A 23123-nucleotide genomic window follows, 5' to 3' on the forward strand; every position below is an offset into this window, starting at 1 on the left:
GTCTTGTTTTTACCGCATTCTCCGACGCCGAAGCGCTGCCGCTTCGGCTGGAAATGCTCTAGCGGCCGACGCGGACTGACCTTGGGCACAGACATTCACGCACCTCTCGGCCAGGACCGCAAGGCAAGGCCCCGACCGGCGGGACCGCCGCGGTTCTCCGCCGGCACGATCCTGTTCACGCTTGCCGCCATCGGCCTCATCGGCTTTTCCGGCTGGACCGCAACCGCCCCGAGCGGCCTCGGCACCACGCCTTACACCCCGCCGGCAGAAGAAACCGCCGCGCAGGCGACCGCCGGAACCGGAGCCGACCAGAAGGCCGTTGCGGCAAGGGACGGCGTGCGCCGGGCGAACGGCCTTTCCGGCGCCCGCGTCCAGGAAACGCTGACCGACGACGGCAATGTCGTGCGCACCTATACGCCCGGCACGCGCACCGGCACCGGCCCGCTCATCATCGAGACGAACCGTATCGGCCAGGACGCGCGCTCCGCCGCTTTCCCGAACGAGGACCTGCTGGAGGAAACCTCCGACGGCAAGATCCCGATCATCGGCCTCGACGGCACGCGCCCGATGGATCAATATGCAAGGCCGTGGTCCGGCGCGCGCGGCACGCGCATCGCCATCGTGGTCGGCGGGCTCGGTCTCAGCCAGACGGGCACGCAGCGCGCCATCCGCGAACTGCCGGGCGAGGTGACGCTCGCCTTCGCCGCGAGCGGCAACAGCCTGCAACGCTGGATGCAGGAGGCCCGCCGCGGCGGCCACGAGATCCTGCTGCAGATGCCGCTCGAGCCCTTCGACTACCCGCAGAACGACCCCGGTCCCTATACGCTGCGCACCGATCTCGGCGAGGCCGGCAATCTCGCGGAACTGCACCGCGCCATGGCGCAGATCACCAACTATACCGGCATCGTGAATTTCATGGGCGGCCGCTTCCTGTCCGATGCCGACGCGCTGGAGCCGGTCATCCGCGACATTTCGAGCCGTGGCCTCCTCTTCCTCGACGACGGCAGCTCGGCACAGTCGCTGTCCGGCACCCTTGCCGGCGCCGTCGAGGCGCCGCACGCCTTTGCCGACCTCCAGCTCGACGGCGACCTGTCGCGCGAGGCGATCCTGAAGAAACTCGACGAGCTGGAGCGCATCGCCCGGCGCAACGGCACCGCGATCGGCATGGCATCGGCCTTCGATGAAAGTGTGGACGCGATCCGCGAATGGTGCGAGGAAGCAGGCGGCCGCGGCATCGAGATCGTCGGCGTCGCGTCGCTCGCAGCGGTTCCCGCCAAACAATAGGAATTTTCGATGGGCAAGGAAAAGGACAGGGTGGTTCGGGCCGAGGACCTGCCGTACCGCCCCTGTGTCGGCATCATGGTGCTGAATGCCGAGAACAAGGTCTGGGCTGGCCGGCGGCTTGCCGTCGGCAATTCCGAATATGACGGTTCGCCGCAGCTCTGGCAGATGCCGCAGGGCGGCATCGACAAGGACGAGGACCCGCTGGCAGCGGCCTATCGCGAACTCTACGAGGAAACCGGCATCAGGAATGTGTCGTTGCTTGCCGATGCCGGCCGCTGGATCAATTACGACCTGCCGGCCCATTTGATCGGCATCGGCCTCAAGGGCAAGTATCGCGGCCAGACGCAGCGCTGGTATGCCTTCCGCTTCGAAGGCGCGGAGGACGAGATCGCCATCAACCCGCCGCCGGGCGGCCACGAGGCGGAGTTCGACGCCTGGGAATGGAAGCCGATGCGCGACCTGCCGGATCTCATCGTGCCGTTCAAGCGCAAGGTCTACGAGGAGGTCGTCGCGGCCTTCGCATATCTGGCGCCCTGAAGCGCAAACGAAAACCCCGGCCGCAGGACCGGGGTTTTCTGTATCGGGCGTATGGCTGCGCCTTACTCGGCTTCGTTCGCCGGCGCCGCGTTGAGCTGGCCGTACTTCTCCTCGCCGAGCTTGTCGAGCAGTTCCAGCTGGGTTTCGAGGAAGTCGATATGGCCTTCCTCGTCGATCAGCAGCTCCTCGAACAGCTTCATGGTGACGTAGTCACCGGCGTCATGACAGATGTCGCGCGATTTCTTGTAGGCCGTGCGGGCATCGTACTCGCCGGCAAGGTCGGCCTCCAGCACTTCCTTGACGTTCTGGCCGATGCGAAGCGGCGCGACGGTCTGGAGGTTTGGGTGGCCTTCGAGAAAGATGATGCGGGCGACGAGCTTGTCGGCGTGCTGCATCTCTTCGATCGACTCGGCGCGCTCCTTCTTGGCAAGAAGCGTGTAACCCCAGTCTTCCAGCAGACGGTAGTGAAGCCAGTACTGGTTGACGGCACCGAGTTCGAGATAGAGCGCTTCGTTAAGCTGCTCGATGACTTTTTTGTCGCCTTTCAAGGTCCGCTCTCCTGTTTTCCTCATGGAATTGTTTGAGGCGGATCATGAAATCAAATATCTCGGCGTCCGTCGAGTCGCGGCGGGCGTGGTACTGCTCGGTCGTGCGGATGATGATGTCCACGACGTTCGGGAAACAGCCGCAGCAGCGGCCCCGTTTTTGCATCGCATGGTAGACTTTTGCAGGCACGATGAGCTGCCAACAGTCCTCGTCGAGGAGGCTGTTGATCACGTCGACAATTTCCTTATCGGTGATGAAGTTGCAGCTGCAAACCAGCATTTCGTCTTGCCTGCCATACGCAAAGTACTGAGTTTCCGGGATTAAGCAAAAGACGACCTTCGTTGTCAAGAATGAACAGGTCAGCCTTGTTGACTCATAAATTTAGAGTCATTCTAATCTTGATTTAAAATGTCGTCTTTTCAGAAGGTTACGGCTTCCCGGCAGGCATGAAAAGCACCGCCACCTGCGGCAAACTGACCGATCACATTTTGTTGCAAAACGCCTGTGGACAACGATTTTGCGCCCGCGCCCGTTTCGGCCGGGAACGGGCCGGGCATCCGAATCGTCCCGCCCTGCGCAGGCAGGCCATGCAAATTCGACCCTCGAAAAACGCTGGAAATCGTCTATATGACGGGCAAAGGAGAGCCCATGGCCCGCATTGACCAGACCGATGATTGGCGCACGCGCCATGCCCCGACCATCAGCACGTTCGAATCCCTGGCGCTGGAGGCCTACGGCCACCTGCCGGAGGAGTTCCGTGCGCTGACGGGCAACCTCATCATCGAGATCGCCGAGTTCCCGAGCGACGACGTTTTCGAGGACATGGCGCTGGAAACGCCCTTCGACCTGCTGGGCCTCTTCGAGGGTCGCGGCATCACCGAGCGCTTCACCGTCGAGACCGGCGAGATGCCGAATCGCATCACCCTCTACCGTCGCCCGATCCTCGACTACTGGGCCGAGAACGAGGAGACGCTGGGCGACATCATCACCCATGTCCTCATCCACGAGATCGGCCACCATTTCGGCCTGTCGGACGACGACATGGAACGCATCGAGGCGAGCGCGGAGATCGCGGCGGGCTGAGCCGCCATCACCGAACCACGGCCGTCTCTCTCGTCATGGCCGGTCCTCGGGTTAAACCCGAGGATGGCGAAGGTGCGCGAGGCCGGAATGTCGGCGGCACAGGGCGCACGGGAGCATGGTCTCCCGCCTACTGCTCGGAAAGCTTGATATCCGGCGTGTAGTCCTTGCCCGGAACGTCCTTCACCACCGCCTGGCCGCATTGCATCAGCTTGGTTTCGCCGTTGTAGGCATAGGTCGGCGAGCCGTGCAGCGCCCAGCCCTTGTTCAGCGCCAGCGTCACCTTGTGGCAGAACGAGGCGTCGTCGGGGCCGGTGAGGAAGCGGTAGACTTTCATGCTTTCTTCTTTCTCTCGTTGATCAGGTCGGCCTTGGCGATGAGGCGCCGGGCCTGGTCGGCATGGAGCTTTTCGACCATGCGGCCGGCGAGGCTCACCACCGCCTTGCCCGCATTTTCCGGCGCCGCGAAGGCCGCGACGATGGCGAGCGCTTCGGCGGCCTCCGCCTCCGTGACGCCGAAGACATCGTTGGCGGCGGCGATCTGCGCGGGATGGATCAGCATCTTGCCGTCAAAGCCCATCTGCCGGCCCTGCCGGCATTCCGCCTGAAGGTTCTCGTCGTCGGAGAAATCGTTGAAGACGCTGTCGATAACGTCGAGGCCGCAGGCCCGCGCCGCCACGACGACCTGGAGCAGCAGCGGCACGAGGAAGGGGCGCCCGGGAATATCGGCGATGCCGGTTTCCTTGCGCAGGTCGTTGAGGCCGACGACGAAGCAATCGAGCCGGCCGCCATGCGTGCGGCCCGTCTCGGCGATGGCGGGAAGGTTGAGGAGGCACGCCGCCGTCTCGATCATCGCCCAGAGGCGCGGGCCGTCATCAGCCCCCGCCTCGGAAAGCCAGTCGGCGACGGCCAGCACATCCTGCGGCTCGCAGACCTTCGGCAGGAGCACTGCATCGGGCATGCACTCGAGCACCGCTTCGAGATCGAGCGCACCGTCCGGCCCCTCGAGCGGGTTGATCCGGATGACATGCTCGCGGCCGGGGAAACGGTCGAGCGCCTTGAAATGACGGATGAGGGCCGCGCGGGCTTCCGCCTTCTTCTCCGGCAGAACGGAATCCTCGAGATCGAAGATGATCGCGTCGCAATCGAGCAGGGCGGACTTGGCGAGCGCCCGGGCATTGACGGCGGGAACGCTGAGCACCGAGCGGCGCAGGCGAAGCGGGTGATGGTGCGGTGTCCTGTTCATCCGTCCTTTTTGCCGCGCTTTGCCGCGGCCGGCAAGCGCTGCGGCGCCGCGCGTCCTCCACGACACCCGCGGGACGCCGCAGCAGCGGCAAATCCGGTCCTTTCGGCCTTGCAATGGACAAAATCGCTCCCCACATTGCCTTTCAGAGAAAGGGCAAATCAAAATGCAGCGCATCCGCTCCATCGTCTTTACCGTCTTCACCATGCTTGTCGCAGGCGCGACCTTCCTGTTCGCCGCCTCCGTGGGCCTTGCCATCGCCGGCATCGTCGCCGTGCTGATGCTCGGCTCCATGCTTGCCGCCAAGCTTCAGCCGGCTCCGGTCCGCGCCAGCGCGCGCAACGACCGCCGGGCGCCCGGCCAGCGCGAACCACGCATCTGGAACGACGGCCGCGGCACGATCATCGACCTTTAAAAGAGGTTTTGCTTCCCAAGGGGATGCACCGGGCGCTTTTCCGCGCCCGGCATTTGCGTTTGACACCCGGCTTTTGCGAAGATTCTCCTTCAAATCCGGGGAAAACTCATCTAAACGCTTGCATCAACCGACATCACTGCATTTCGAGGGTTCTTCGCATGGAAAAGTTCGTCAAGCTGACCGGCGTCGCCGCGCCGCTTCCCGTCGTCAACATCGACACGGACATGATCATTCCGAAGGACTACCTCAAGACGATCAAGCGCACCGGCCTCGGCAAGGGCCTCTTCGCCGAAGCACGCTATAACGAGGACGGCAGCGTCAACCCGGACTTCGTGCTGAACAAGCCGGCTTACCAGAACGCCACGATCCTCGTTGCCGGCGACAATTTCGGCTGCGGCTCCTCGCGTGAGCATGCGCCCTGGGCGCTGCTCGATTTCGGTATCCGCTGCGTCATCTCCACCAGCTTCGCCGACATCTTCTACAACAACTGTTTCAAGAACGGCATCCTGCCGATCGTCGTCAGCCAGGACGACCTCGACAAGCTGATGGACGACGCCAGCCGCGGTTCCAACGCCATCCTGACCGTCGACCTGGAGACCCAGGAGATCACCGGCCCCGACGGCGGCCGCATCACGTTCGAGATCGACGCCTTCCGCCGCCATTGCCTGCTGAACGGCCTCGACGACATCGGCCTGACGCTGGAGAAGGCGGCCTCGATCGACAGTTTCGAGAAGCAGACCGCGACCTCGCGCCCCTGGGCTTGAAGAGCATGCGCCGGCTGATCTCGTCCGGCTCCCCCTTTGAAGCGACGGCGGGTTATTCGCGCGCCGTCGTGGAGGGCAACTGGTGCTTCGTGTCGGGCACGACCGGCTACGACTACGCCACGATGACCATGCCCGAAAGCGTCGAGGATCAGACGCGCAACGCACTCGCCACCATCGGCAAGGTTCTGCAGGACGCCGGCTTCTCCTTCGCCGACGTCGTGCGCTGCCACTATTACGTAACCGACGCCGCCTTCGCCGACCGCGTCTTTCCGATCCTCGGCGAGACCTTCGGAACGATCCGCCCCGCCGCGACCATGATCGTCTGCGGCCTTATCCGGCCGGAAATGCTCGTCGAGATCGAAGTCACGGCGCTGCGCGCGAACTGAAACATGCCGCGCAAAAGTGCGCAGGGGTTTTGCTATAACGACATGCGAAAAATCAAAGACCTAAAGCGCGGGAACGAATCTGGAAGATCGCGACGCGCTTAGCCGAAAGGCGCAACGCCTCACGCAAAATTCTTTCTTTTCGACGATTTTCCTTGAACGGAAGTTGCGCTAAGAAGCGCGCGACCATTCCGTGACATCAAGGACAATCCCATGACAGCGCGCACCCTCCTCCTTCTGCCCGGCGACGGCATCGGCCCGGAAGCCATGGCGGAAGTCCGCAAGATCATCGCCTACATGAACGCCGAACGCGGCGCGGGCTTTGAGACCGACGAGGGCCTCGTCGGCGGCTCGGCCTACGACGCGCATGGCGCAGCGATCTCGGAAGGCGACATGGAGAAGGCGCTGGCGGCCGACGCGGTGCTGTTCGGCGCCGTCGGCGGCCCGAAATGGGATGCCGTGCCCTATGAGGTACGCCCGGAGGCCGGCCTCCTGCGCCTGCGCAAGGACCTGAAGCTGTTTGCGAACCTGCGCCCGGCCATCTGCTATCCGGCGCTCGCCAGCGCCTCCTCGCTGAAGCCGGAACTCGTCGAAGGCCTTGACATCCTCATCGTGCGCGAACTGACGGGCGGCGTCTATTTCGGCGAGCCGAAGGAGATCATCGACCTCGGCAACGGCCAGAAGCGCGGCATCGACACGCAGGTCTACGACACCTACGAGATCGAGCGCATCGCCGGCGTCGCCTTCGAACTGGCGCGCACCCGCCAGAACCGCGTCTGCTCCATGGAGAAGCGCAACGTCATGAAGTCCGGTGTGCTCTGGAACCAAGTGGTGACGGAAACGCACAAGCGCAGCTATTCCGACGTCCAGCTCGAGCACATGCTGGCCGATGCCGGCGGCATGCAGCTCGTGCGCGCCCCGAAGCAGTTCGACGTCATCGTCACGGACAACCTCTTCGGCGACATGCTCTCCGACGTCGCGGCCATGCTGACCGGCTCGCTCGGCATGCTGCCGTCCGCCTCGCTCGGCGCGCCCGATGCCAAGGGGCAGCGCAAGGCGCTCTACGAGCCCGTGCACGGCTCGGCGCCGGACATTGCCGGCAAGGGCATCGCCAACCCGATCGCCATGATCGCCTCCTTCGCCATGTGCCTGCGTTACTCGTTCAACATGGTCGCGGACGCCGACAACCTGGAGAAGGCGATCGCCGAGGTGCTCGACAGCGGCATCCGCACCGGCGACATCATGGCCGAAGGCTGCCGCAAGGTCGGCACCGCCGAAATGGGCGACGCCATCCTCGCCGCGTTCAGGAAGCTTTCGGCCTGAACCTGACGTCATCGCGAGAAGGCTCCCGGCGCGATCGCGCGTGGAGCCTTTTTCGTTTGCCTCCCTTGAAATGCCGGCGCTCGCCAACACATGGAAGCAACGCCGTTATCAGGGTATGCTCATGAACCGATCGCTCGCGACCTCCTCGCTCTGGATCCTCGCCGCCACCGCCATTCTCGTCGTGGCCCTCGTTCCTCTCGATCCCATGCTGTCGCAGCGCGCGCAGGGCCTTCCCGATGCGATCGTGACCTTCAACGCGCGCATCACCGATTTCGGCACTTTCGCCTGGATGATCTACGGCTCCGGCTTCATCGTGATCCTCGCCTATATCGTGCGTCGGGTAAGCCGCAACGAAACGCTCGCCGGCCGGGCGCGTACCGCCCGGCGGCTGTCGCTCTACTTCTTCCTGACCATCGGCGCGACGAGCGCCCTCGTGCATCTCTTCAAACTGATCGTCGGCCGGGCGCGCCCTGAACTCTTCGCCGAACTGGGTGCCTACAGCCTGACGCCCTTTGCCTATGACAATCTCTATGCCAGCTTTCCCTCCGGGCATTCGGCGGCGGCCGGGTCGTTCTTCGGGGCCTTTTCGATGCTGGCGCCGCGGCTGCGCCCGTTGTTCCTGCTCGGGGCGCTGGCGATCGGCATCTCCCGCGTCATCGTCGGGGCGCACTATCCGAGCGACGTCGCCGCCGGCCTTCTGCTCGGCCTGTGGGCCGCCATCGCCACGGCCTTCTTCTTCGCCGGCAGGGAATGGCTCTTCCGCTTCGATGCGCGCGGCTGGCCGATGCCGAAATCCCTGCTGCCGCCCAAGGGCCAATAAAGAACCCGGCCCGTGTCGCCACGAGCCGGGTCGCCATGAACTATCGGAAGGGGGAGATCAATCCATGGCGTGGATGTCGCGGTCCTTCGTTTCCGGCAGGAAGAGAAGGCCGATGACCAGCGTGATGCCGGCGAAGACGATCGGGTACCAGAGGCCGTAGTAGATATCGCCCTGGGCCGCGCTCATCGCGAAGGCCGTCGCCGGAAGCAGGCCGCCGAACCAGCCGTTGCCGATATGGTAGGGCAGCGACATGCCGGTGTAGCGGATGCGGGTCGGGAAGAGCTCGACCAGGAGCGCGGCGATCGGGCCGTAGACCATCGTGACGTAGATCACGAGCACGGTCAGCACGGCGATGATCGTGATCCAGTTCACGCGCGCCGGGTCGGCCACCATGGTGAAGGCACCGCCCTTGTCGATCGTGTAGACCGCCATGTCGGTGACCCCGGCGGCTTCCTCGGCCGTCAGCAGCTTGGCCGTGACGAGGTCGGCAGCCGGCATGGTCGCCTTCTCGCCGGCGCGGATGGCGGCGGCATCGAGGGCGAGTTCCGGGTTGCCTGCGACGAAGGCATCCAGCTTGGACTCCGGAACCTTGACCGCACCGCGGACCAGCGGATAACCGTTCGCCTGGAGGGCCAGGTTGGTTTCCTTCTGGAAGGCCGCGTCGAGCGTCTTGACCTGGTCGGCCGAAGCGATGGCATCGTAGCTCGAGATCGTCTTGTCGCCGATCTGGACCGTTGCGGCCGTGCCGGCAGCCGCCGTGGTGACGACGTCATAGGGCACCGAGTTGCGGGTCAGGAACGACGTCGCGATGTCGCACGAGGTGGTGAACTTCGCCGTGCCGGTCGGGTTGAACTGGAACTTGCAGTCGCCCGGAGCAGCGGTGACCGTTGCGCGGATCGTGTCCTGCGCCGTTGCCAGCGCCGGGTTGCCGGCCCAGGTCAGAGCCTTGAACAGCGGGAAGTAGGTCAGCATGGCGAGCACCAGGCCGGCCATGATGATCGGCTTGCGGCCGATCTTGTCCGACAGCCAGCCGAAGAAGACGAAGAAGCCGGTACCGATGAGCAGCGAGCAGGCGACCATAATGTTGGCCGACTGGCTCTCGACCTTGAGAACGCCCGTCAGGAAGAAGAGCGCATAGAACTGGCCGGAATACCAGACGACGGCCTGGCCGACGACGGCGCCGAAGAGCGCGAGCAGCGCGATCTTGGCGTTGCGCCACTGACCGAAGGCTTCCGTCAGCGGTGCCTTGGAGCCCTTGCCTTCTTCCTTCATCTTCGCGAAGGCCGGCGATTCGTTCATCTTCAGACGGATCCAGACGGAAACGCCGAGGAGCACGACCGACAGCAGGAACGGAATGCGCCAGCCCCATTCGGCGAAGGCTTCCTTGCCGACGATGAACTGCACCGCGAGGATGACGATCAGCGACAGGAACAGGCCGAGCGTCGCCGTCGTCTGGATCCACGAGGTGAAGTAACCGCGTCTGCCGTCCGGAGCGTGCTCGGCCACGTAGGTCGCGGCACCGCCATATTCCCCGCCGAGCGCCAGACCCTGCAGCATGCGCAGGATGATCAGGATGATCGGCGCGGCGATGCCGATGGTGGCGGCACCGGGCAGGAGGCCCACGACGAAGGTCGAGACGCCCATGATGAGAATGGTGATAAGGAAGGTGTACTTGCGGCCGACGAGGTCGCCGAGGCGGCCGAACACCAGCGCGCCGAACGGACGCACAAGGAAGCCGGCGGCGAAGGCGAGCAGCGCGAAGATGTTGCGCGTCGTCTCGGGATACTGGCTGAAGAAGGTGGCGCCGATATAGATCGCCAGCGAGCCGTAAAGATAGAAGTCGTACCATTCGAAAACGGTGCCGAGCGAAGAGGCGAAGATCACCTTCTTCTGCTCGCCCGTCATGGGCGCGGCCTTGGCGTTGCCCACCGTCGAAACATTTGCCATTTCATTGTCCTCCACGAAAACGGCGTATCGGGGCAGCCCATGACAGTCCGGAGTTTCTCCCTAAAAACGCCGGACGGGGTGCGCCTTATGAAAGGATGGCAGAAAACGCCCTGCCGCATCAGCGCTGCTTTGGGCTTATGACTTTCGGCGTAAGACTTAAGTCGAGGGCCTTGGCGAAATCCCGGATCGTTCACGCAAGGCTTGACTCTTCGGCAGATGAGCGTATGCAGCACGCACGCAAAGGAACCGCCATGTACCGCTATGGTCTCGCCATCGCCCGCATGATCGCTCCGGCCTTCAACGCCGGACGGGTTCGTCGTTGCGTATCGATTTCCAAAACAGTGGCCAAAACGACGACGAAAACCGTCTGACGTCTCTGGCCACCGCTCTCTCCCCGGTACGGCCGGGGACCGAAACCCGCGTCATGGCCGGCGGGTTTCACCTCCTGAACCCCGCGGAGAGACAGAGAAAGAGAGCTTTAGACATGGGTTTCAAGATCGCAGTCGCCGGCGCGACCGGCAATGTCGGCCGCGAAATGCTGAACATCCTTTCCGAGCGCGGCTTCCCGGCCGACGAAGTCGTGGCGCTGGCCTCCAGCCGCTCGATCGGCACCGAGGTCTCCTTCGGCGACAAGACGCTGAAGGTGCAGAACCTCGAGAACTACGATTTCTCCGACACGGACATCTGCCTGATGTCGGCCGGCGGCACGGTTTCCCAGAAGTTCTCGCCGAAGATCGGCGCGCAGGGCTGCGTCGTCATCGACAATTCCTCCGCCTGGCGCTACGACGCCGACGTTCCGCTGATCGTTCCGGAAGTGAACCCCGACGCCGTCGCCCAGTTCACCCGCAAGAACATCATCGCCAACCCCAATTGCTCGACCGCCCAGCTCGTCGTGGCGCTGAAGCCGCTGCATGACCGCGCGACGATCAAGCGCGTCGTCGTCTCGACCTACCAGTCCGTCTCCGGCGCCGGCAAGGACGGCATGGACGAGCTCTTCAACCAGACCCGCGCCGTCTTCGTCGCCGATCCGGTCGAATCGAAGAAGTTCACCAAGCGCATCGCCTTCAACGTCATCCCGCATATCGACGTGTTCATGGAGGACGGCTACACGAAGGAAGAGTGGAAGGTCCTCGCCGAGACCAAGAAGATGCTCGACCCGAAGATCAAGGTGACCTGCACGGCGGTGCGCGTGCCCGTCTTCATCGGCCATTCCGAATCGGTCAACATCGAGTTCGAGAAGGAGATCACCGCGGACGAGGCGCGCGACATCCTGCGCGAAGCGCCGGGTTGCCAGGTCATCGACAAGCACGAGAACGGCGGCTACATCACCCCGTACGAATCGGCCGGTGAAGACGCCACCTACATCTCGCGCATCCGCGAGGACGCCACGGTCGAGAACGGCCTCAACATGTGGGTCGTCTCCGACAACCTGCGCAAGGGTGCCGCCCTCAACGCCATCCAGATCGCCGAGCTGCTCGTCAACCGCGGCCTGATCAAGGCGAAGAAGCAGGCCGCCTGACCGGCCAGGCGCCACGGAAAGACGGAACGCTTTCTGCCTTTTGGAAAAATTGGCAACGCTCCGTTAATCGACTTTAAATAAAAGTCCCGGTTGTTCCGTCTGAGGACAATCGGGACTTCGCTTTGAGGCGGTCCCGGCGGCATCGCCGGAACGGTTCACGGCAAGGTGCGGTGACAGGAACAGGGGAGCATGGCATGCTCCCGCAGAATTGACGAGATCACGGGGTTTTTCATGGGCATGACAAAGAGCGTGGCCAAGGTGCTGGCCGCAATGATCGCCGCGGCAGCGGTGCCGGCGGCGGCAGAGGCTGCAAAATGCGGCAATGATGCAAGCGGGTTTCCGGCCTGGGTGGAAGCCTTCAAGGACGAGGCGGCCGGACGCGGCATCAGCCGCTCGACGATCGACAAGGCCTTCGCCAATGTCAGCTATGCCCGCGCCACGATTCGCGCCGACCGCGGCCAGAAGAGCTTCAAGCTCTCGCTCGAGCAGTTCATGCAGAAGCGCGGCGGCCAGGCGATCATCCGCCGCGGCAAGAGCCTGAAGAAGCAGAACGCCGCGCTCTTCCAGCGCATCGAGGCGCGCTACGGCGTGCCGGCCGGGCCGCTGCTCGCCATCTGGGGCATGGAAACCGGCTTCGGCGGCTTCCTCGGCAAGGAACACACGATCTCGGCCGTCGCGACGCTCGCCTATGACTGCCGCCGTTCCGAATATTTCACGAACCAGCTCTATGCCACGCTGCAGCTCGTGCAGAAGGGCATCCTGTCGACCTCGGCCCGCGGCGCGGCGCATGGCGAAATCGGCCAGACGCAGTTCCTGCCGGCCAACGTGCTGAAATACGGCGTCGACGGCGACGGCAACGGCCGCATCGACCTTGTCGGCTCCAAGGCCGACGCGCTCGCCTCCACGGCGAACTTCCTGCGCGGCCACGGCTGGAGCGCCGGCGGCGGCTACCAGCCGGGCCAGGGCAATTTCGGCGCATTGCAGGGCTGGAACGCGGCCAGCGTCTACCAGCGCGCAATCGCCATCATCGGCGCGGAAATCGACGGCGAATAAACGCCGCGAACCGTCCCTCGCCAGGCCCCGGCAAGCCGGGTGACGTCGGGGACGGGCGGCATTGCCGATCGTGACGACATGAACCCGGCCGGGCGACCGCGCCGGGTTTTCCGTTACGCGCCGGGGCGCTGGAAATCGCCGCTCTTGGCGTCCATGATCCACAATTCGCCGGTCGAGATGTCGAACCAAGCGCCATGGAGCTGGAGGCGGCCGCGCTCTTCCAGGATGCGCACGCAGGGGAAGGTGCGCAGGTTGGCGATGGAATTGCGGATCGAGACGCGCTCCAGTGCGCGCTGGCGCTCGCCCTGCGTCAGGATTTCGGCGCCCTGGATCTGTTCGGCGACCGGCTTGAGCATGCCCATCCACTTGCCGATGAAATCGCCGGGCGACAGCGGCTCGGCATCCGGGTCGAGCGCGGCGGAAATGCCCCCGCAGCGGCCATGGCCCATCACCACGATATCGCTGACCTTCAGCGACTGCACGGCGAATTCGAGCGCCGCCGAGGTCGCATGGAAATTGCTGTCCGGCTCGTAGGGCGGCACGAGGTTCGCGACGTTGCGCACGACGAAGAGCTCGCCCGGCCCGCTGTCGAAAATCGTCTCCGGCGCGGCACGGGAGTCGCAACAGGCGATCACCAGCGTCTTCGGTTTCTGCCCGGTCTCCGCCAGGGCCTTGTAGCGCGCCGACTGCTCGACATAGCGGCCGGACATGAAGTTGCGGTAGCCATTCAGAAGACGATCGGGAAAGCGGTTCATGGTGTCAAAGTACCCCCGGGTGCGAGCGATCTGCTGGATGAGGCCCCATCCGGCTTCCGCATAAACCACTCTGCAAGGCATGGCGCAAGGCCGGATCGTCAAGAACGCCGCGGCTGCGCCGGATGCACGAGACGGCGCATGTGCACCATGGCCATGGGCGTGGAGATGCTGGACGCGTCCTGTTCCAGCGTCAATTCGTCGGCGCCGCGCTTGGCGGTGCGCGCGACGATCTCGAAGACGCTGGCGGTGGCCATCATCAAGGCGCGTTCCTCCGGCAGGCCCTCCATCAGCCGCGACAGGAAGATGGCGGCCAATAGGTCCCCGGTGCCGTTCGGCGGGTTCGGCACGAGCCGGTGTTCCGCCAGCAGCGCATGGCGTCCGGAGAGATAGAGATTGCCGGTGCTTCCCGTCATCAGCGCCAGCGAGGAGGTGACGAGCATGCGAGAAGGCCCGAGCGACAGCGCCGCCTCCATGATCGCCGCATTGGTCTCGAGCGGCGCGCCGGCAAGCCAGGCAAGCTCGAACCGGTTGGGCGTGGCGATGGAAGCAAGCGGGATCAACGCGTCGCGGATCGCCGCCGCCGTCTCCTCCGGCACGTAGAGGCCGCGATCGTCGCCGCAGACCGGATCGCACATATAAAGCAGGTCGGGATTTTCCGCCCGCAGGGCCGTGACGAGCCGCGCCACCGAATGCGCCTGCGCCGCGCTGCCGAGATAGCCGGAAAGCACCGCCTTGACCTCGCCCCGCCAGGGCGCGCGGATGAGATCGGAGATCATCGCGTCGAAATCGTCCGCCGATATCGCCACGCGGGTCGAACGCCCGCGACCGGGATGCCAGGGCAGGATAACCGTCGGCAGCGCCCAGACCGGATGGCCGAGCGTTTCGAGCGCGAAGACGGCGGCGCGGTTGCCCACCGTGCCGCGCACCACATGGCTCGAAATCACGATGACCGCGCCCTTGTCGCTCTCGTTCATAACCGGCTCCCCTGGTTCCGGCGAAGTGATGACAAGGGGGTTATTTCCTGTCAACGCCCGCCCCTTTTCCGACCACCGGCCGAAAAGCGGAAAAATGCCGCCGCAGCCGATTTTGGGCTGCTTTTCGACGAAAAAACATGAATTTCGCGACAAAACGACAGTAAAACTGACCTATCTCGGACAAAATCGATTGAATTTTCTCGCAAATGCACAAATTCCGTCGCGCGTATTTTTTCTTCTGCTAACGTCCGGCCATCGGATTCGAGGGAGAATTCCATGGGTGCCAGGACCAACGTGAAACGAGAAAAACACATCGAGGCCGCAAAGGCCGCAGCCGCAGCCCTCGGCGCGAAGACGCTGAACCCGGACATCCTCTTCGGGCGGGCCAGCAAGGACGATATCGAGCACTATACCGGCGAGATGCTGGCCGTTGCCGCCGCCCATGCCATGGCCGAAATCGAGGCCTGGGACGGCACCGGGCCCCGCGTCACGGTCACCACGCTTGCGGACGTGCGCCCGCAGGGCGAGCCCGTCTCCGTACTCTCCGTCACGGACCGCAACCAGCCGTTCCTTTACGATTCGGTGATGGGCGAGGTAACGAGCACCCATCGCGACATCCATCTGGCGATCCACCCGATCCTCGTCGTGGCACCCGGCGAAACGCCGAAGCTTTTCTCGCCGGACGAAGACAGCGATCCGGCCCAGCGGGTCAGCCATATCGAGATCCACCTTTCCGAACTGGCGCCGAACGAAGCCGCCGCGCTCGCCGAGCGGATCGGAACCGTGCTCGACCAGGTCCACCTCGCCGTCGACGACTGGCCTTCCATGCTGGAAAAGCTCGATAGCACCATGGCCGACATGGAGCGCTACGCCAAGGAAAAGCCGGGTAAGGAAGAGGCGCTCGCCTTCCTCGACTGGCTGCGCGGCAACAACTTCACCTTCCTCGGCATGCGCGAATACAGCTATTCCGGCAAGGGCGAGGCGGCCACCGTCGAACGGGGCGGCGAAGGCCTCGGCATCCTGTCCGATCCGGACGTGCGCGTGCTGCGCCTCGGCAAGGACGCTGTGACGACGACGCCGGAAATCCTCGAATTCCTCGAAGGCCCGGATTTCCTGATCGTCACCAAGGCCAATGTGAAGTCGCTCGTGCATCGCCGGGCCTATATGGACTATGTCGGCCTCAAGCGCTTCAACGAGAAGGGCAAGGTGATCGGGGAGCTGCGCATCGTCGGCCTCTTCACCTCAACGGCCTACACCCACGCCGCCGGCCAGATCCCGCTGCTGCGCTCCAAGGTGGCCGCGGTCATCGAGCATTTCGGCTACGACCCGAAGAGCCATTCCGGCAAGATGTTGATCAACACGCTGGAATCCTACCCGCGCGACGACCTCTTCCAGATCGACACCGGCCTGCTCGCCACCTTCTGCGAGCAGATCAACGAGCTCTCCGACCGGCCGCGCATCCGCGTGCTGCCGCGTATCGACCGCTTCGACCGCTTCGTCTCGGTCATCGTCTACGTGCCGCGCGAACAGTACGATTCCGACGTGCGCGAAAAGATCGGCAACTATCTGAAGTCGGCTTACGATGGCCGCGTCTCGGCCTATTATCCGGCGTTCCCGGAAGGTGGCCTTGCCCGCGTGCACTTCATCATCGGCCGCTCCGGCGGCAAGACGCCACGCCTTCCGCAGCAGAAGCTCGAGCAGGCGGTGCGCGAGATCGCCACCCGCTGGACCGACCGCTTCGAAGCGCTCTCCAATGCGGACGGCGTGCGGCTCGTTACCGACCGCGGCTACCAGGAGGATTTCACGCCCGCCGAAGCCCATGCGGACCTCGCCCTGATCACCACGGCGACGCCCGAGAACCCGATCAGCATCGCCTTCTACCGCAAGGCCTGGCACACGGACCTTGCCACCGTCGAATTGAAGATCTTCCATGCCGGCGAGCCCGTTTCGCTGTCGCGGCGCGTGCCTCTGCTGGAAAACCTCGGCTTCAACGTCATCAGCGAGCAGACACACGACCTGACGCTCGCCAGCCTCGACGGCGGCGAGCGCCGCGTCATCCTGCATGACATGGAGCTGCGGCATCGCGACGGCATCGAGATCAACCTCGCCAAGCTGAGCCCGATGCTGGAGGAAGCGTTCCTCGCGGCCTGGCACGGCGAGGTGGACGACGACGCCCTGAACCGCCTCATCCTCACCGGCGGCCTTTCCGCCCGCGAGATCATGGCGCTTCGCACCTATTCGCGCTACCTGCGCCAGACCGGCATCGCCTATTCGCAGGGCTATATCGCCGATACGCTCAACAAGTACCCGACGATCGCCGCCGACCTCTTCCGCCTGTTCGAGACCCGTCTCGACCCGAAGCTTTCCGAGCGCCAGCGCGAGAAGAAATCCGCGGATGTGGCGGCGGCGATCGAGGATGCGCTGGCGAACGTGCCGAGCCTCGACGAGGATCGCATCCTGCGCCGCTACGTCAACGCCATCCAGGCCACGCTGCGCACCAACTATTTCCAGCGCGACGCGGACGGAAAGCCGCGCAAAACGCTGGCCATCAAGCTCGACCCGAAGGCCCTCGACGGCCTGCCGGAACCGCGGCCCTTCCGCGAGATCTTCGTCTACGGCGCCGAGGTCGAGGGCGTGCACCTGCGCTTCGGCAAGGTCGCCCGCGGCGGCCTGCGCTGGTCCGACCGCGCGCAGGACTACCGCACGGAAGTGCTCGGCCTCGTGAAGGCCCAACAGGTCAAGAACTCGGTCATCGTGCCGGTCGGCGCCAAGGGCGGCTTCTATCCGAAGCAGCTTCCTGCCGGCGGCAGCCGCGACGCCGTCTTCAAGGCCGGCACCGAGGCCTACAAGACCTATATCCGCACGCTGCTCTCCGTCACCGACAACATCGTCGGCCAGGACGTCGTGCCGCCGGCCGATACGGTGCGGCTAGACGGGGACGACCCCTATTTCGTCGTCGCCGCCGACAAGGGCACCGCGACCTTCTCCGACACGGCGAACGGCCTGGCGCAGGAAGCCGGCTTCTGGCTCGACGACGCCTTTGCCTCCGGCGGCTCGGCCGGCTACGACCACAAGAAGATGGGGATTACCGCCCGCGGCGCCTGGGAAACCGTCAAGCGCCATTTCCGCGAGATGAACATCGACATCCAGAAGACGCCGTTCACCGTCGCCGGCGTCGGCGACATGTCGGGCGACGTCTTCGGCAATGGCATGCTGCTGTCGCGCAAGATCCGGCTCGTCGCGGCCTTCGACCACCGCGACATCTTCATCGATCCCAACCCGGATACCGACACGTCCTTCGCCGAGCGGCGGCGCATGTTCAACCTGCCGCGCTCCAGCTGGCAGGACTATGACCGCTCCGTGCTCTCCAAGGGTGCGATGATCATCCCGCGCACGGAAAAATCCGTGACGCTGACGCCGGAAGCCATGGCCGTCATCGGCATCGACAAGGCCAAGGCGACGCCCTTCGAGATCATGACGGCGATCCTGAAGGCGCCGGTCGATCTCCTGTGGTTCGGCGGCATCGGGACCTATATCCGCGGCCAGAACGAGACGGATGCGGAGGTCGGCGACCGCGCCAACGACCCGATCCGCATCATCGCCGACGACGTGCGCGCCAAGGTGATAGGCGAGGGCGCGAACCTCGGCGTCACCCAGCGCGGCCGCATCGCCTTCGGCCTCAAGGGCGGACGCTGCAATTCCGACGCCATCGACAACTCGGCCGGCGTGAATTCGTCCGACGTCGAGGTCAACATCAAGATCGCGCTCGCTTCGGCCATGCGCGACGAGCGGCTGACGCGCGCCAAGCGCAACGTCCTGCTCGCCTCGATGACGGAGGAGGTGGGCCATCTCGTGCTGCGCAACAACTACCTGCAGTCCCTGGCAATCTCGCTGACGGAACGGCAGGGCGCGGCCAACCGCGCGCCGCTGACCCGCCTGATGGATCGCCTGGAGGCCGCTGGCCAGCTCAACCGCAAGGTCGAGACGCTGCCCGACGACCGCACCATGGCCGAGCGCTACCAGGCCGGCAAGCCGCTGACGCGGCCGGAGATCGGCGTGCTGCTCTCCTATGCCAAGCTGGTGCTGTTCGACGAGCTCATCCATACCGGTCTGCCGGACGAACCCTATTTCGAACCGGCGCTGACCGGCTACTTCCCGGCCAAGATGCAGAAGGCCTATGCGGACGACATCCGTTCGCACCGCCTGCGCCGCGAGATCATCGCGACGATCCTCGCCAACGAGGTGATCAACCGCGGCGGCCCGGCCTTCGTCAACACGCTGACGGATGGCACCGGCTTCGGCCCGGCGGACGCCGTGAAGGCCGCCGTCATCGCCCGTGACGGCTACGGCCTCGCCGCGCTCTACGCCGGCGTGGACGCGCTGGACAATGTGGTGTCCGGTTCGGTGCAGAACGAACTCTACGAGGAGATTGGCCGTATCTACGCCTCCGTCACCAACCTGCTCCTGACCACCGGGGCCGTTTCGGGCCTGATGAGCGAGGCCGTGCACAAGCTCAGGCAGGCGCTGAAGCAGCTGCGTCCGCATCTTTCCACCCTCATCTCCGAACAGGCCGGCGACGAGGCCCGCCGCAAGGCCCATGCCTATGAGGACGAGGGCGTGCCGACGGAGCTTGCGGAGGAGATCGCCACGCTCTCCATGCTGACCTTCGTGCCGGAGGTCATGCTGATCGCCGGGGCGACGGGCGATACGCTCGGCAAGACGGCGCAGACCTTTGCCGGCATCAGCGCGACGCTCAATATCGGCCGGCTGCTTTCCGCGGCCAGCCGCATCCCGACCGGCGATCTCTACGAGGCGCTCGCTCTGCAGCGCAGTCTCACCGACATCGCCAATGCCCGCCGCGACCTCGCCACCGTGGTGCTGACGCGCCACAAGGGCGACAAGGCACCGCTCGCCGCCTGGCAGCAGGGCGGCCGCGAGCGTCTCGCCCGCGTCACCGCCAACCTCTCGGCGCTGACGGAAGCCGGCGAGGCCACGCTCGCCAAGGTCAGCGTCGCCGCCGGCATCCTGAGCGACCTCGCACAGGAACGGGCACGGTAAGGCAAGCCTTGCCTCACCGCAGCCGCCTCATGCGGCTGCGGCTATCCCACGGTTGCATAATTCTAACGGTTGCATAATTCCAATCGCGACTACCCTCTTTGCCCGGCATCGCAGAGGAAGGGGCCTAACCACACCCGTTGAATCCCGCCACCGGCAAATGCTAGCCTCCCGCCGGAACCGGCGTGAGAACCCGCCGCAGCGATTCGAGAAACGAGGGCGGGCGTGGCGGAAGCGGCAGCAGGGCGGACGAGCCGCCTCGGCATAACGGGCTGGATGCTGTTCGACTGGGCGGCACAGCCCTTCTTCACGGTCATCACCACCTTCATCTTCGGCCCCTACCTCGTCTCGCGCCTCACCGAGGACCACGCGGCCGGGCAGGCGGCCTGGAGCTACACGCTCACCATCGCCGGCGTCGCCATCGCGCTGCTCGCCCCCGTCATGGGCTCCATCGCCGATGCTTCCGGCGCGCGAAAACCCTGGATCGCCGCCTTCGCCGCCATCAAGATCCTGTCGCTCATCGCCCTCTGGTATGCGGCGCCCGGCAGCAGCCTCGTCTTCGCCATGGCGATGATCGTGCTCGCCACCGTGGCGGCGGAATTCTCCATCGTCTTCAACGATTCGATGATGCCGCGCCTCGTCAGCCCGGCGGATGTCGGCCGCATCTCCAACATCGCCTGGGGCCTCGGTTATCTCGGCGGCATGATCGTGCTGATCGCGGTCGTCGCGCTGCTGGCCGCAAACCCGGAGACCGGACGGACGGCGATCGGCATCAGCCCGCTCTTCGGCCTCGACGCCGCCGCCGGCGAGGACGCCCGCATCACCGGGCCGATCTCGGCGCTCTGGTATCTCGTCTTCATCCTGCCGATGTTCTTCTTCACGCCGGACCAGAGCCGGGGGCTGCCCATTGCGGCCGCGGTGCGCGCCGGCTTTGCCGACCTCTCCGTCGCCCTCGGGGAATTGCGCAGGAAGCCGGGCATCCTGCGCTTCCTCATTGCCCGGATGATCTACCAGGACGGGGTCAACGGACTGCTGGCGCTTGGCGGAACCTTCGCCGCCGGCATGTTCGCCTGGCAGACCTTCGAACTCGGCATCTACGGCATCATCCTCAACGTTGTGGCGATCGGCGGCTGCCTCTATGCCAGCCGCATGGACAGGCGCCTCGGCTCGAAGGCCGTCGTCGTGATGAGCCTCGTCTGCCTGATCCTCGCCACCATCGGCATCGTCTCCACCGGCCCGGGCTTCACGCTGTTCGGCCTCGTGCCGCTGCCGACCGCCGATTCCGGCGGCCTGTTCGGCACGGCGGCGGAAAAGGCCTATATCGTCTACGGCCTCATGATCGGCGTCGCCTTCGGTCCTGTCCAGGCCTCCGCCCGGTCCTATCTCGCAAGAAGCATCCATCCCGACGAAGCGGGCCGCTATTTCGGCCTCTATGCCCTGTCCGGCCGGGCCACGTCCTTCCTCGCGCCGCTCTCCGTCGCGCTCGTCACCACCGCGACGGGCTCCGCCCGCCTCGGCATGATGACGCTCATCGCTTTCCTCCTCGCCGGCTTCCTGCTCCTGCTGCGCACGCCCTATCCCGCGGCAAAGGTCGAGGCCTGAAACGCAAGACGCCCGGCAAGCGGGGCGTCAGGGGGATGACAGACATCGCCCCACCCACTGTCGTCATCCTCGGGTTTAACCCGAGGATCCACACGCCACCTGCGGCCATGGACGGTCGGGGCAAGCCTCGACCATGACGGAGGAAAGCAGAGGTCTGCTAAGAATCCGGCTCAGTGACGGAAATGGCGCATGCCGGTGAAGACCATGGCGACGCCGGCCTCGTCGGCCGCGGCGATCACCTCCGCATCGCGCATCGAACCGCCCGGCTGGATGACCGCCGTGGCGCCTGCGGCAATCGCCGAGAGCAGGCCGTCGGCGAAGGGCAGGAAAGCTTCCGACGCGACGGCCGAGCCACGCGTCAGCGGCTCGGCAAGGCCCATGGCCTTGGCCGCTTCCTCGGCCTTCAGGCCGGCGATGCGGGCGGAATCGACGCGGCTCATCTGGCCGGCGCCGATGCCGGCCGTCTGGCCGTCCTTGGCATAGACCACCGCATTCGACTTGACGTGCTTGGCGACCTTGAAGGCGAACTTCATGTCTTCCAGCTCCTGCGCCGTCGGCGCACGCTTGGTCACGACCTTCAGTTCGAGGTCCTCGACCATGCCGTTGTCGCGGCTCTGTACCAGGAGGCCGCCCGACACCGTCTTGGCGGAAAGGCCCGGCACGCGCGGATCGGGCAGGGCGCCCGTCACCAGCAGACGCAGGTTCGGCTTGCCGGCGATGACGGCGCGGGCCTTCTCGTCCGCGTCCGGCGCGATGATGACCTCGGTGAAGAGCTTGACGATCTCTTCCGCCGTCTCGCCGTCCAGCACCGTGTTGAGCGCGATGATGCCGCCGAAGGCCGAGACCGGATCACAGGCGAGCGCCCGCGCATAGGCCTCCTTCAGCGTCCTGCCGGTGGCGACGCCGCAGGGATTGGCATGCTTGATGATCGCGCAGGCCGGGCCGTTTTCCGGCAGGAACTCGGCAACGAGCTCGAAGGCGGCGTCGGTGTCGTTGATATTGTTGTAGGAAAGCTGCTTGCCCTGCAGCAGCGTGGCGGTCGCGACGCCGGGGCGGTTTTCGCCGGTCACGTAGAAGCCCGCCTTCTGGTGCGGGTTCTCGCCGTAGCGCATCTCCTCCTTCAGGACGCCGCCGAGCACGCGGTGGCGCGGCATGGGTATATCGAGCGCATCGGCGAACCAGTTGGAGATCGCCGCGTCATAGGCCGCCGTGCGGGCATAGGCCTTCGCCGCCATGTGCTGGCGGAAGGCGTAGGAAGTCGAACCGTCCGCAAGTTCCTCCAGCAGCGCGGGATAATCGGCGGGATCCGTGACGATGGTCACATAGGCGTGGTTCTTCGCCGAGGCGCGGATCATCGCCGGCCCGCCGATGTCGATGTTCTCGACCGTCGTCGGATAGTCGCCACCCTTGGCGCGTACCTCCTCGAAGGGATAGAGGTTGATGACGGCAAGGTCGATCGCGCCGATGCCATGCGCCTTCATCGCCTCGACATGCTCCGCATCGTCGCGGATCGCCAGCAGGCCGCCATGCACGGTGGGATGCAGCGTCTTGACGCGGCCATCCATGATTTCCGGAAAGCCCGTGACCTCGGAAACGTCGGTGACGTCGAGCCCGGCATCGCTGAGCGCCTTGTGCGTGCCGCCGGTCGACAACAACCGCACGCCCTTTTCGGCAAGGGCGCGGGCGAGATCGACGACACCGGCCTTGTCGGAGACGGACAGCAGCGCCGTGCGCAGGGCGACCCGGTCTGGGGCGGGGATTTTCTTGGAAATGACGGCCATGGGACGCTCCGTTCTGACGGCCCGGGAGAGGGGCCGGATGGTC

Annotated in this window: 21 protein-coding genes; 13 read left to right on the plus strand and 8 right to left on the minus strand. The window is 65.1% G+C overall.

Features of this window, described 5'->3' with window-relative positions:
• Positions 1-81 precede the first annotated feature (81 nt).
• Both AABQ55_RS02250 and AABQ55_RS02255 read left to right on the plus strand, forming a co-directional pair.
• On the plus strand, positions 82-1284 hold the full coding sequence (locus AABQ55_RS02250; RefSeq protein ID WP_244770719.1) for a divergent polysaccharide deacetylase family protein: 1203 nt from the start codon (positions 82-84) through the stop codon (positions 1282-1284).
• 9 nt (positions 1285-1293) lie between these two features.
• Entirely contained in the window at positions 1294-1821 is a 528-nt protein-coding gene (locus tag AABQ55_RS02255) for an RNA pyrophosphohydrolase (protein WP_272807115.1), read from the plus strand.
• 62 nt (positions 1822-1883) lie between these two features.
• Here the strand turns inward: AABQ55_RS02255 and bfr are convergent, their stop codons facing one another.
• Entirely contained in the window at positions 1884-2369 is a 486-nt protein-coding gene (gene bfr, locus AABQ55_RS02260; protein WP_244770721.1) for a bacterioferritin, read from the minus strand.
• A complete protein-coding gene (locus AABQ55_RS02265) occupies positions 2335-2646 on the minus strand; it encodes a (2Fe-2S)-binding protein (RefSeq protein ID WP_244770722.1) in 312 nt (103 codons plus the stop codon). Before AABQ55_RS02265 ends, bfr begins: the two co-directional genes overlap by 35 nt.
• Before the next feature lie 369 nt (positions 2647-3015).
• Here AABQ55_RS02265 and AABQ55_RS02270 point away from each other — a divergent pair, with 369 nt between their 5' ends.
• Positions 3016-3450 carry a metallopeptidase family protein gene (locus AABQ55_RS02270; RefSeq protein ID WP_244770723.1) on the plus strand — a complete coding sequence of 145 codons (435 nt, stop codon included), beginning with the start codon at positions 3016-3018 and terminating at the stop codon, positions 3448-3450.
• A gap of 127 nt (positions 3451-3577) precedes the next feature.
• Here the strand turns inward: AABQ55_RS02270 and AABQ55_RS02275 are convergent, their stop codons facing one another.
• Complete coding sequence (locus AABQ55_RS02275) at positions 3578-3784, minus strand: DUF1737 domain-containing protein (protein ID WP_244770724.1); 207 nt, start codon at positions 3782-3784, stop codon at positions 3578-3580.
• Complete coding sequence (locus AABQ55_RS02280; RefSeq protein WP_272807116.1) at positions 3781-4692, minus strand: HpcH/HpaI aldolase/citrate lyase family protein; 912 nt, start codon at positions 4690-4692, stop codon at positions 3781-3783. Before AABQ55_RS02280 ends, AABQ55_RS02275 begins: the two co-directional genes overlap by 4 nt.
• Positions 4693-4855: 163 nt before the next feature.
• Here AABQ55_RS02280 and AABQ55_RS02285 point away from each other — a divergent pair, with 163 nt between their 5' ends.
• The 5 genes from AABQ55_RS02285 (at position 4856) to AABQ55_RS02305 (ending at position 8394) form a co-directional block, all read left to right on the plus strand.
• Positions 4856-5104: a hypothetical protein gene (locus AABQ55_RS02285; RefSeq protein WP_432346021.1), complete on the plus strand. Its 249-nt coding sequence runs from the start codon at positions 4856-4858 to the stop codon at positions 5102-5104.
• A gap of 158 nt (positions 5105-5262) precedes the next feature.
• A complete protein-coding gene (gene leuD, locus AABQ55_RS02290) occupies positions 5263-5868 on the plus strand; it encodes a 3-isopropylmalate dehydratase small subunit (protein ID WP_244770726.1) in 606 nt (201 codons plus the stop codon).
• Positions 5869-5873: 5 nt separating this feature from the next.
• Positions 5874-6254, plus strand: coding sequence for a RidA family protein (locus AABQ55_RS02295; RefSeq protein ID WP_272807117.1), 381 nt, complete (start codon positions 5874-5876; stop codon positions 6252-6254).
• A 210-nt stretch (positions 6255-6464) separates the two neighbouring features.
• A complete protein-coding gene (gene leuB, locus AABQ55_RS02300; protein WP_272807118.1) occupies positions 6465-7574 on the plus strand; it encodes a 3-isopropylmalate dehydrogenase in 1110 nt (369 codons plus the stop codon).
• Positions 7575-7695: 121 nt separating this feature from the next.
• Positions 7696-8394 carry a phosphatase PAP2 family protein gene (locus tag AABQ55_RS02305; protein ID WP_272807119.1) on the plus strand — a complete coding sequence of 233 codons (699 nt, stop codon included), beginning with the start codon at positions 7696-7698 and terminating at the stop codon, positions 8392-8394.
• 57 nt (positions 8395-8451) lie between these two features.
• Here AABQ55_RS02305 and AABQ55_RS02310 read toward each other — a convergent pair whose 3' ends face one another.
• A complete protein-coding gene (locus AABQ55_RS02310) occupies positions 8452-10341 on the minus strand; it encodes an MFS transporter (protein ID WP_272807120.1) in 1890 nt (629 codons plus the stop codon).
• 484 nt (positions 10342-10825) lie between these two features.
• Between AABQ55_RS02310 and AABQ55_RS02315 the strand changes: the two genes are divergently transcribed.
• Positions 10826-11860 (plus strand): aspartate-semialdehyde dehydrogenase, encoded by a 1035-nt coding sequence (locus AABQ55_RS02315; RefSeq protein WP_244770731.1) that lies wholly within the window; start codon positions 10826-10828, stop codon positions 11858-11860.
• A 231-nt stretch (positions 11861-12091) separates the two neighbouring features.
• Positions 12092-12913, plus strand: a complete 822-nt coding sequence (locus AABQ55_RS02320; protein WP_272807121.1) for a lytic murein transglycosylase — start codon at positions 12092-12094, stop codon at positions 12911-12913.
• A gap of 113 nt (positions 12914-13026) precedes the next feature.
• Here the strand turns inward: AABQ55_RS02320 and AABQ55_RS02325 are convergent, their stop codons facing one another.
• Positions 13027-13668 carry a carbonic anhydrase gene (locus tag AABQ55_RS02325; protein WP_244770733.1) on the minus strand — a complete coding sequence of 214 codons (642 nt, stop codon included), beginning with the start codon at positions 13666-13668 and terminating at the stop codon, positions 13027-13029.
• A gap of 98 nt (positions 13669-13766) precedes the next feature.
• Positions 13767-14642, minus strand: a complete 876-nt coding sequence (pdxY, locus tag AABQ55_RS02330; protein WP_272807122.1) for a pyridoxal kinase PdxY — start codon at positions 14640-14642, stop codon at positions 13767-13769.
• On the opposite strand from pdxY, the gene AABQ55_RS02335 reads away from it, so the two are divergent.
• The 3 genes from AABQ55_RS02335 (at position 14614) to AABQ55_RS02345 (ending at position 21299) form a co-directional block, all read left to right on the plus strand.
• Complete coding sequence (locus tag AABQ55_RS02335; RefSeq protein ID WP_272807123.1) at positions 14614-14940, plus strand: hypothetical protein; 327 nt, start codon at positions 14614-14616, stop codon at positions 14938-14940. The two genes, pdxY and AABQ55_RS02335, sit on opposite strands and share 29 nt — an antisense overlap.
• On the plus strand, positions 14919-19700 hold the full coding sequence (locus tag AABQ55_RS02340) for an NAD-glutamate dehydrogenase (RefSeq protein WP_272807124.1): 4782 nt from the start codon (positions 14919-14921) through the stop codon (positions 19698-19700). Before AABQ55_RS02335 ends, AABQ55_RS02340 begins: the two co-directional genes overlap by 22 nt.
• A gap of 273 nt (positions 19701-19973) precedes the next feature.
• Positions 19974-21299, plus strand: a complete 1326-nt coding sequence (locus AABQ55_RS02345; RefSeq protein WP_443021164.1) for an MFS transporter — start codon at positions 19974-19976, stop codon at positions 21297-21299.
• 170 nt (positions 21300-21469) lie between these two features.
• Here the strand turns inward: AABQ55_RS02345 and purH are convergent, their stop codons facing one another.
• Positions 21470-23080: a bifunctional phosphoribosylaminoimidazolecarboxamide formyltransferase/IMP cyclohydrolase gene (gene purH / locus AABQ55_RS02350; RefSeq protein ID WP_272807126.1), complete on the minus strand. Its 1611-nt coding sequence runs from the start codon at positions 23078-23080 to the stop codon at positions 21470-21472.
• Positions 23081-23123: the final 43 nt, after the last annotated feature.

The sequence above is a fragment of the Shinella sp. WSD5-1 genome (assembly GCF_963942435.1).
GTDB lineage: Bacteria > Pseudomonadota > Alphaproteobacteria > Rhizobiales > Rhizobiaceae > Shinella > Shinella yambaruensis.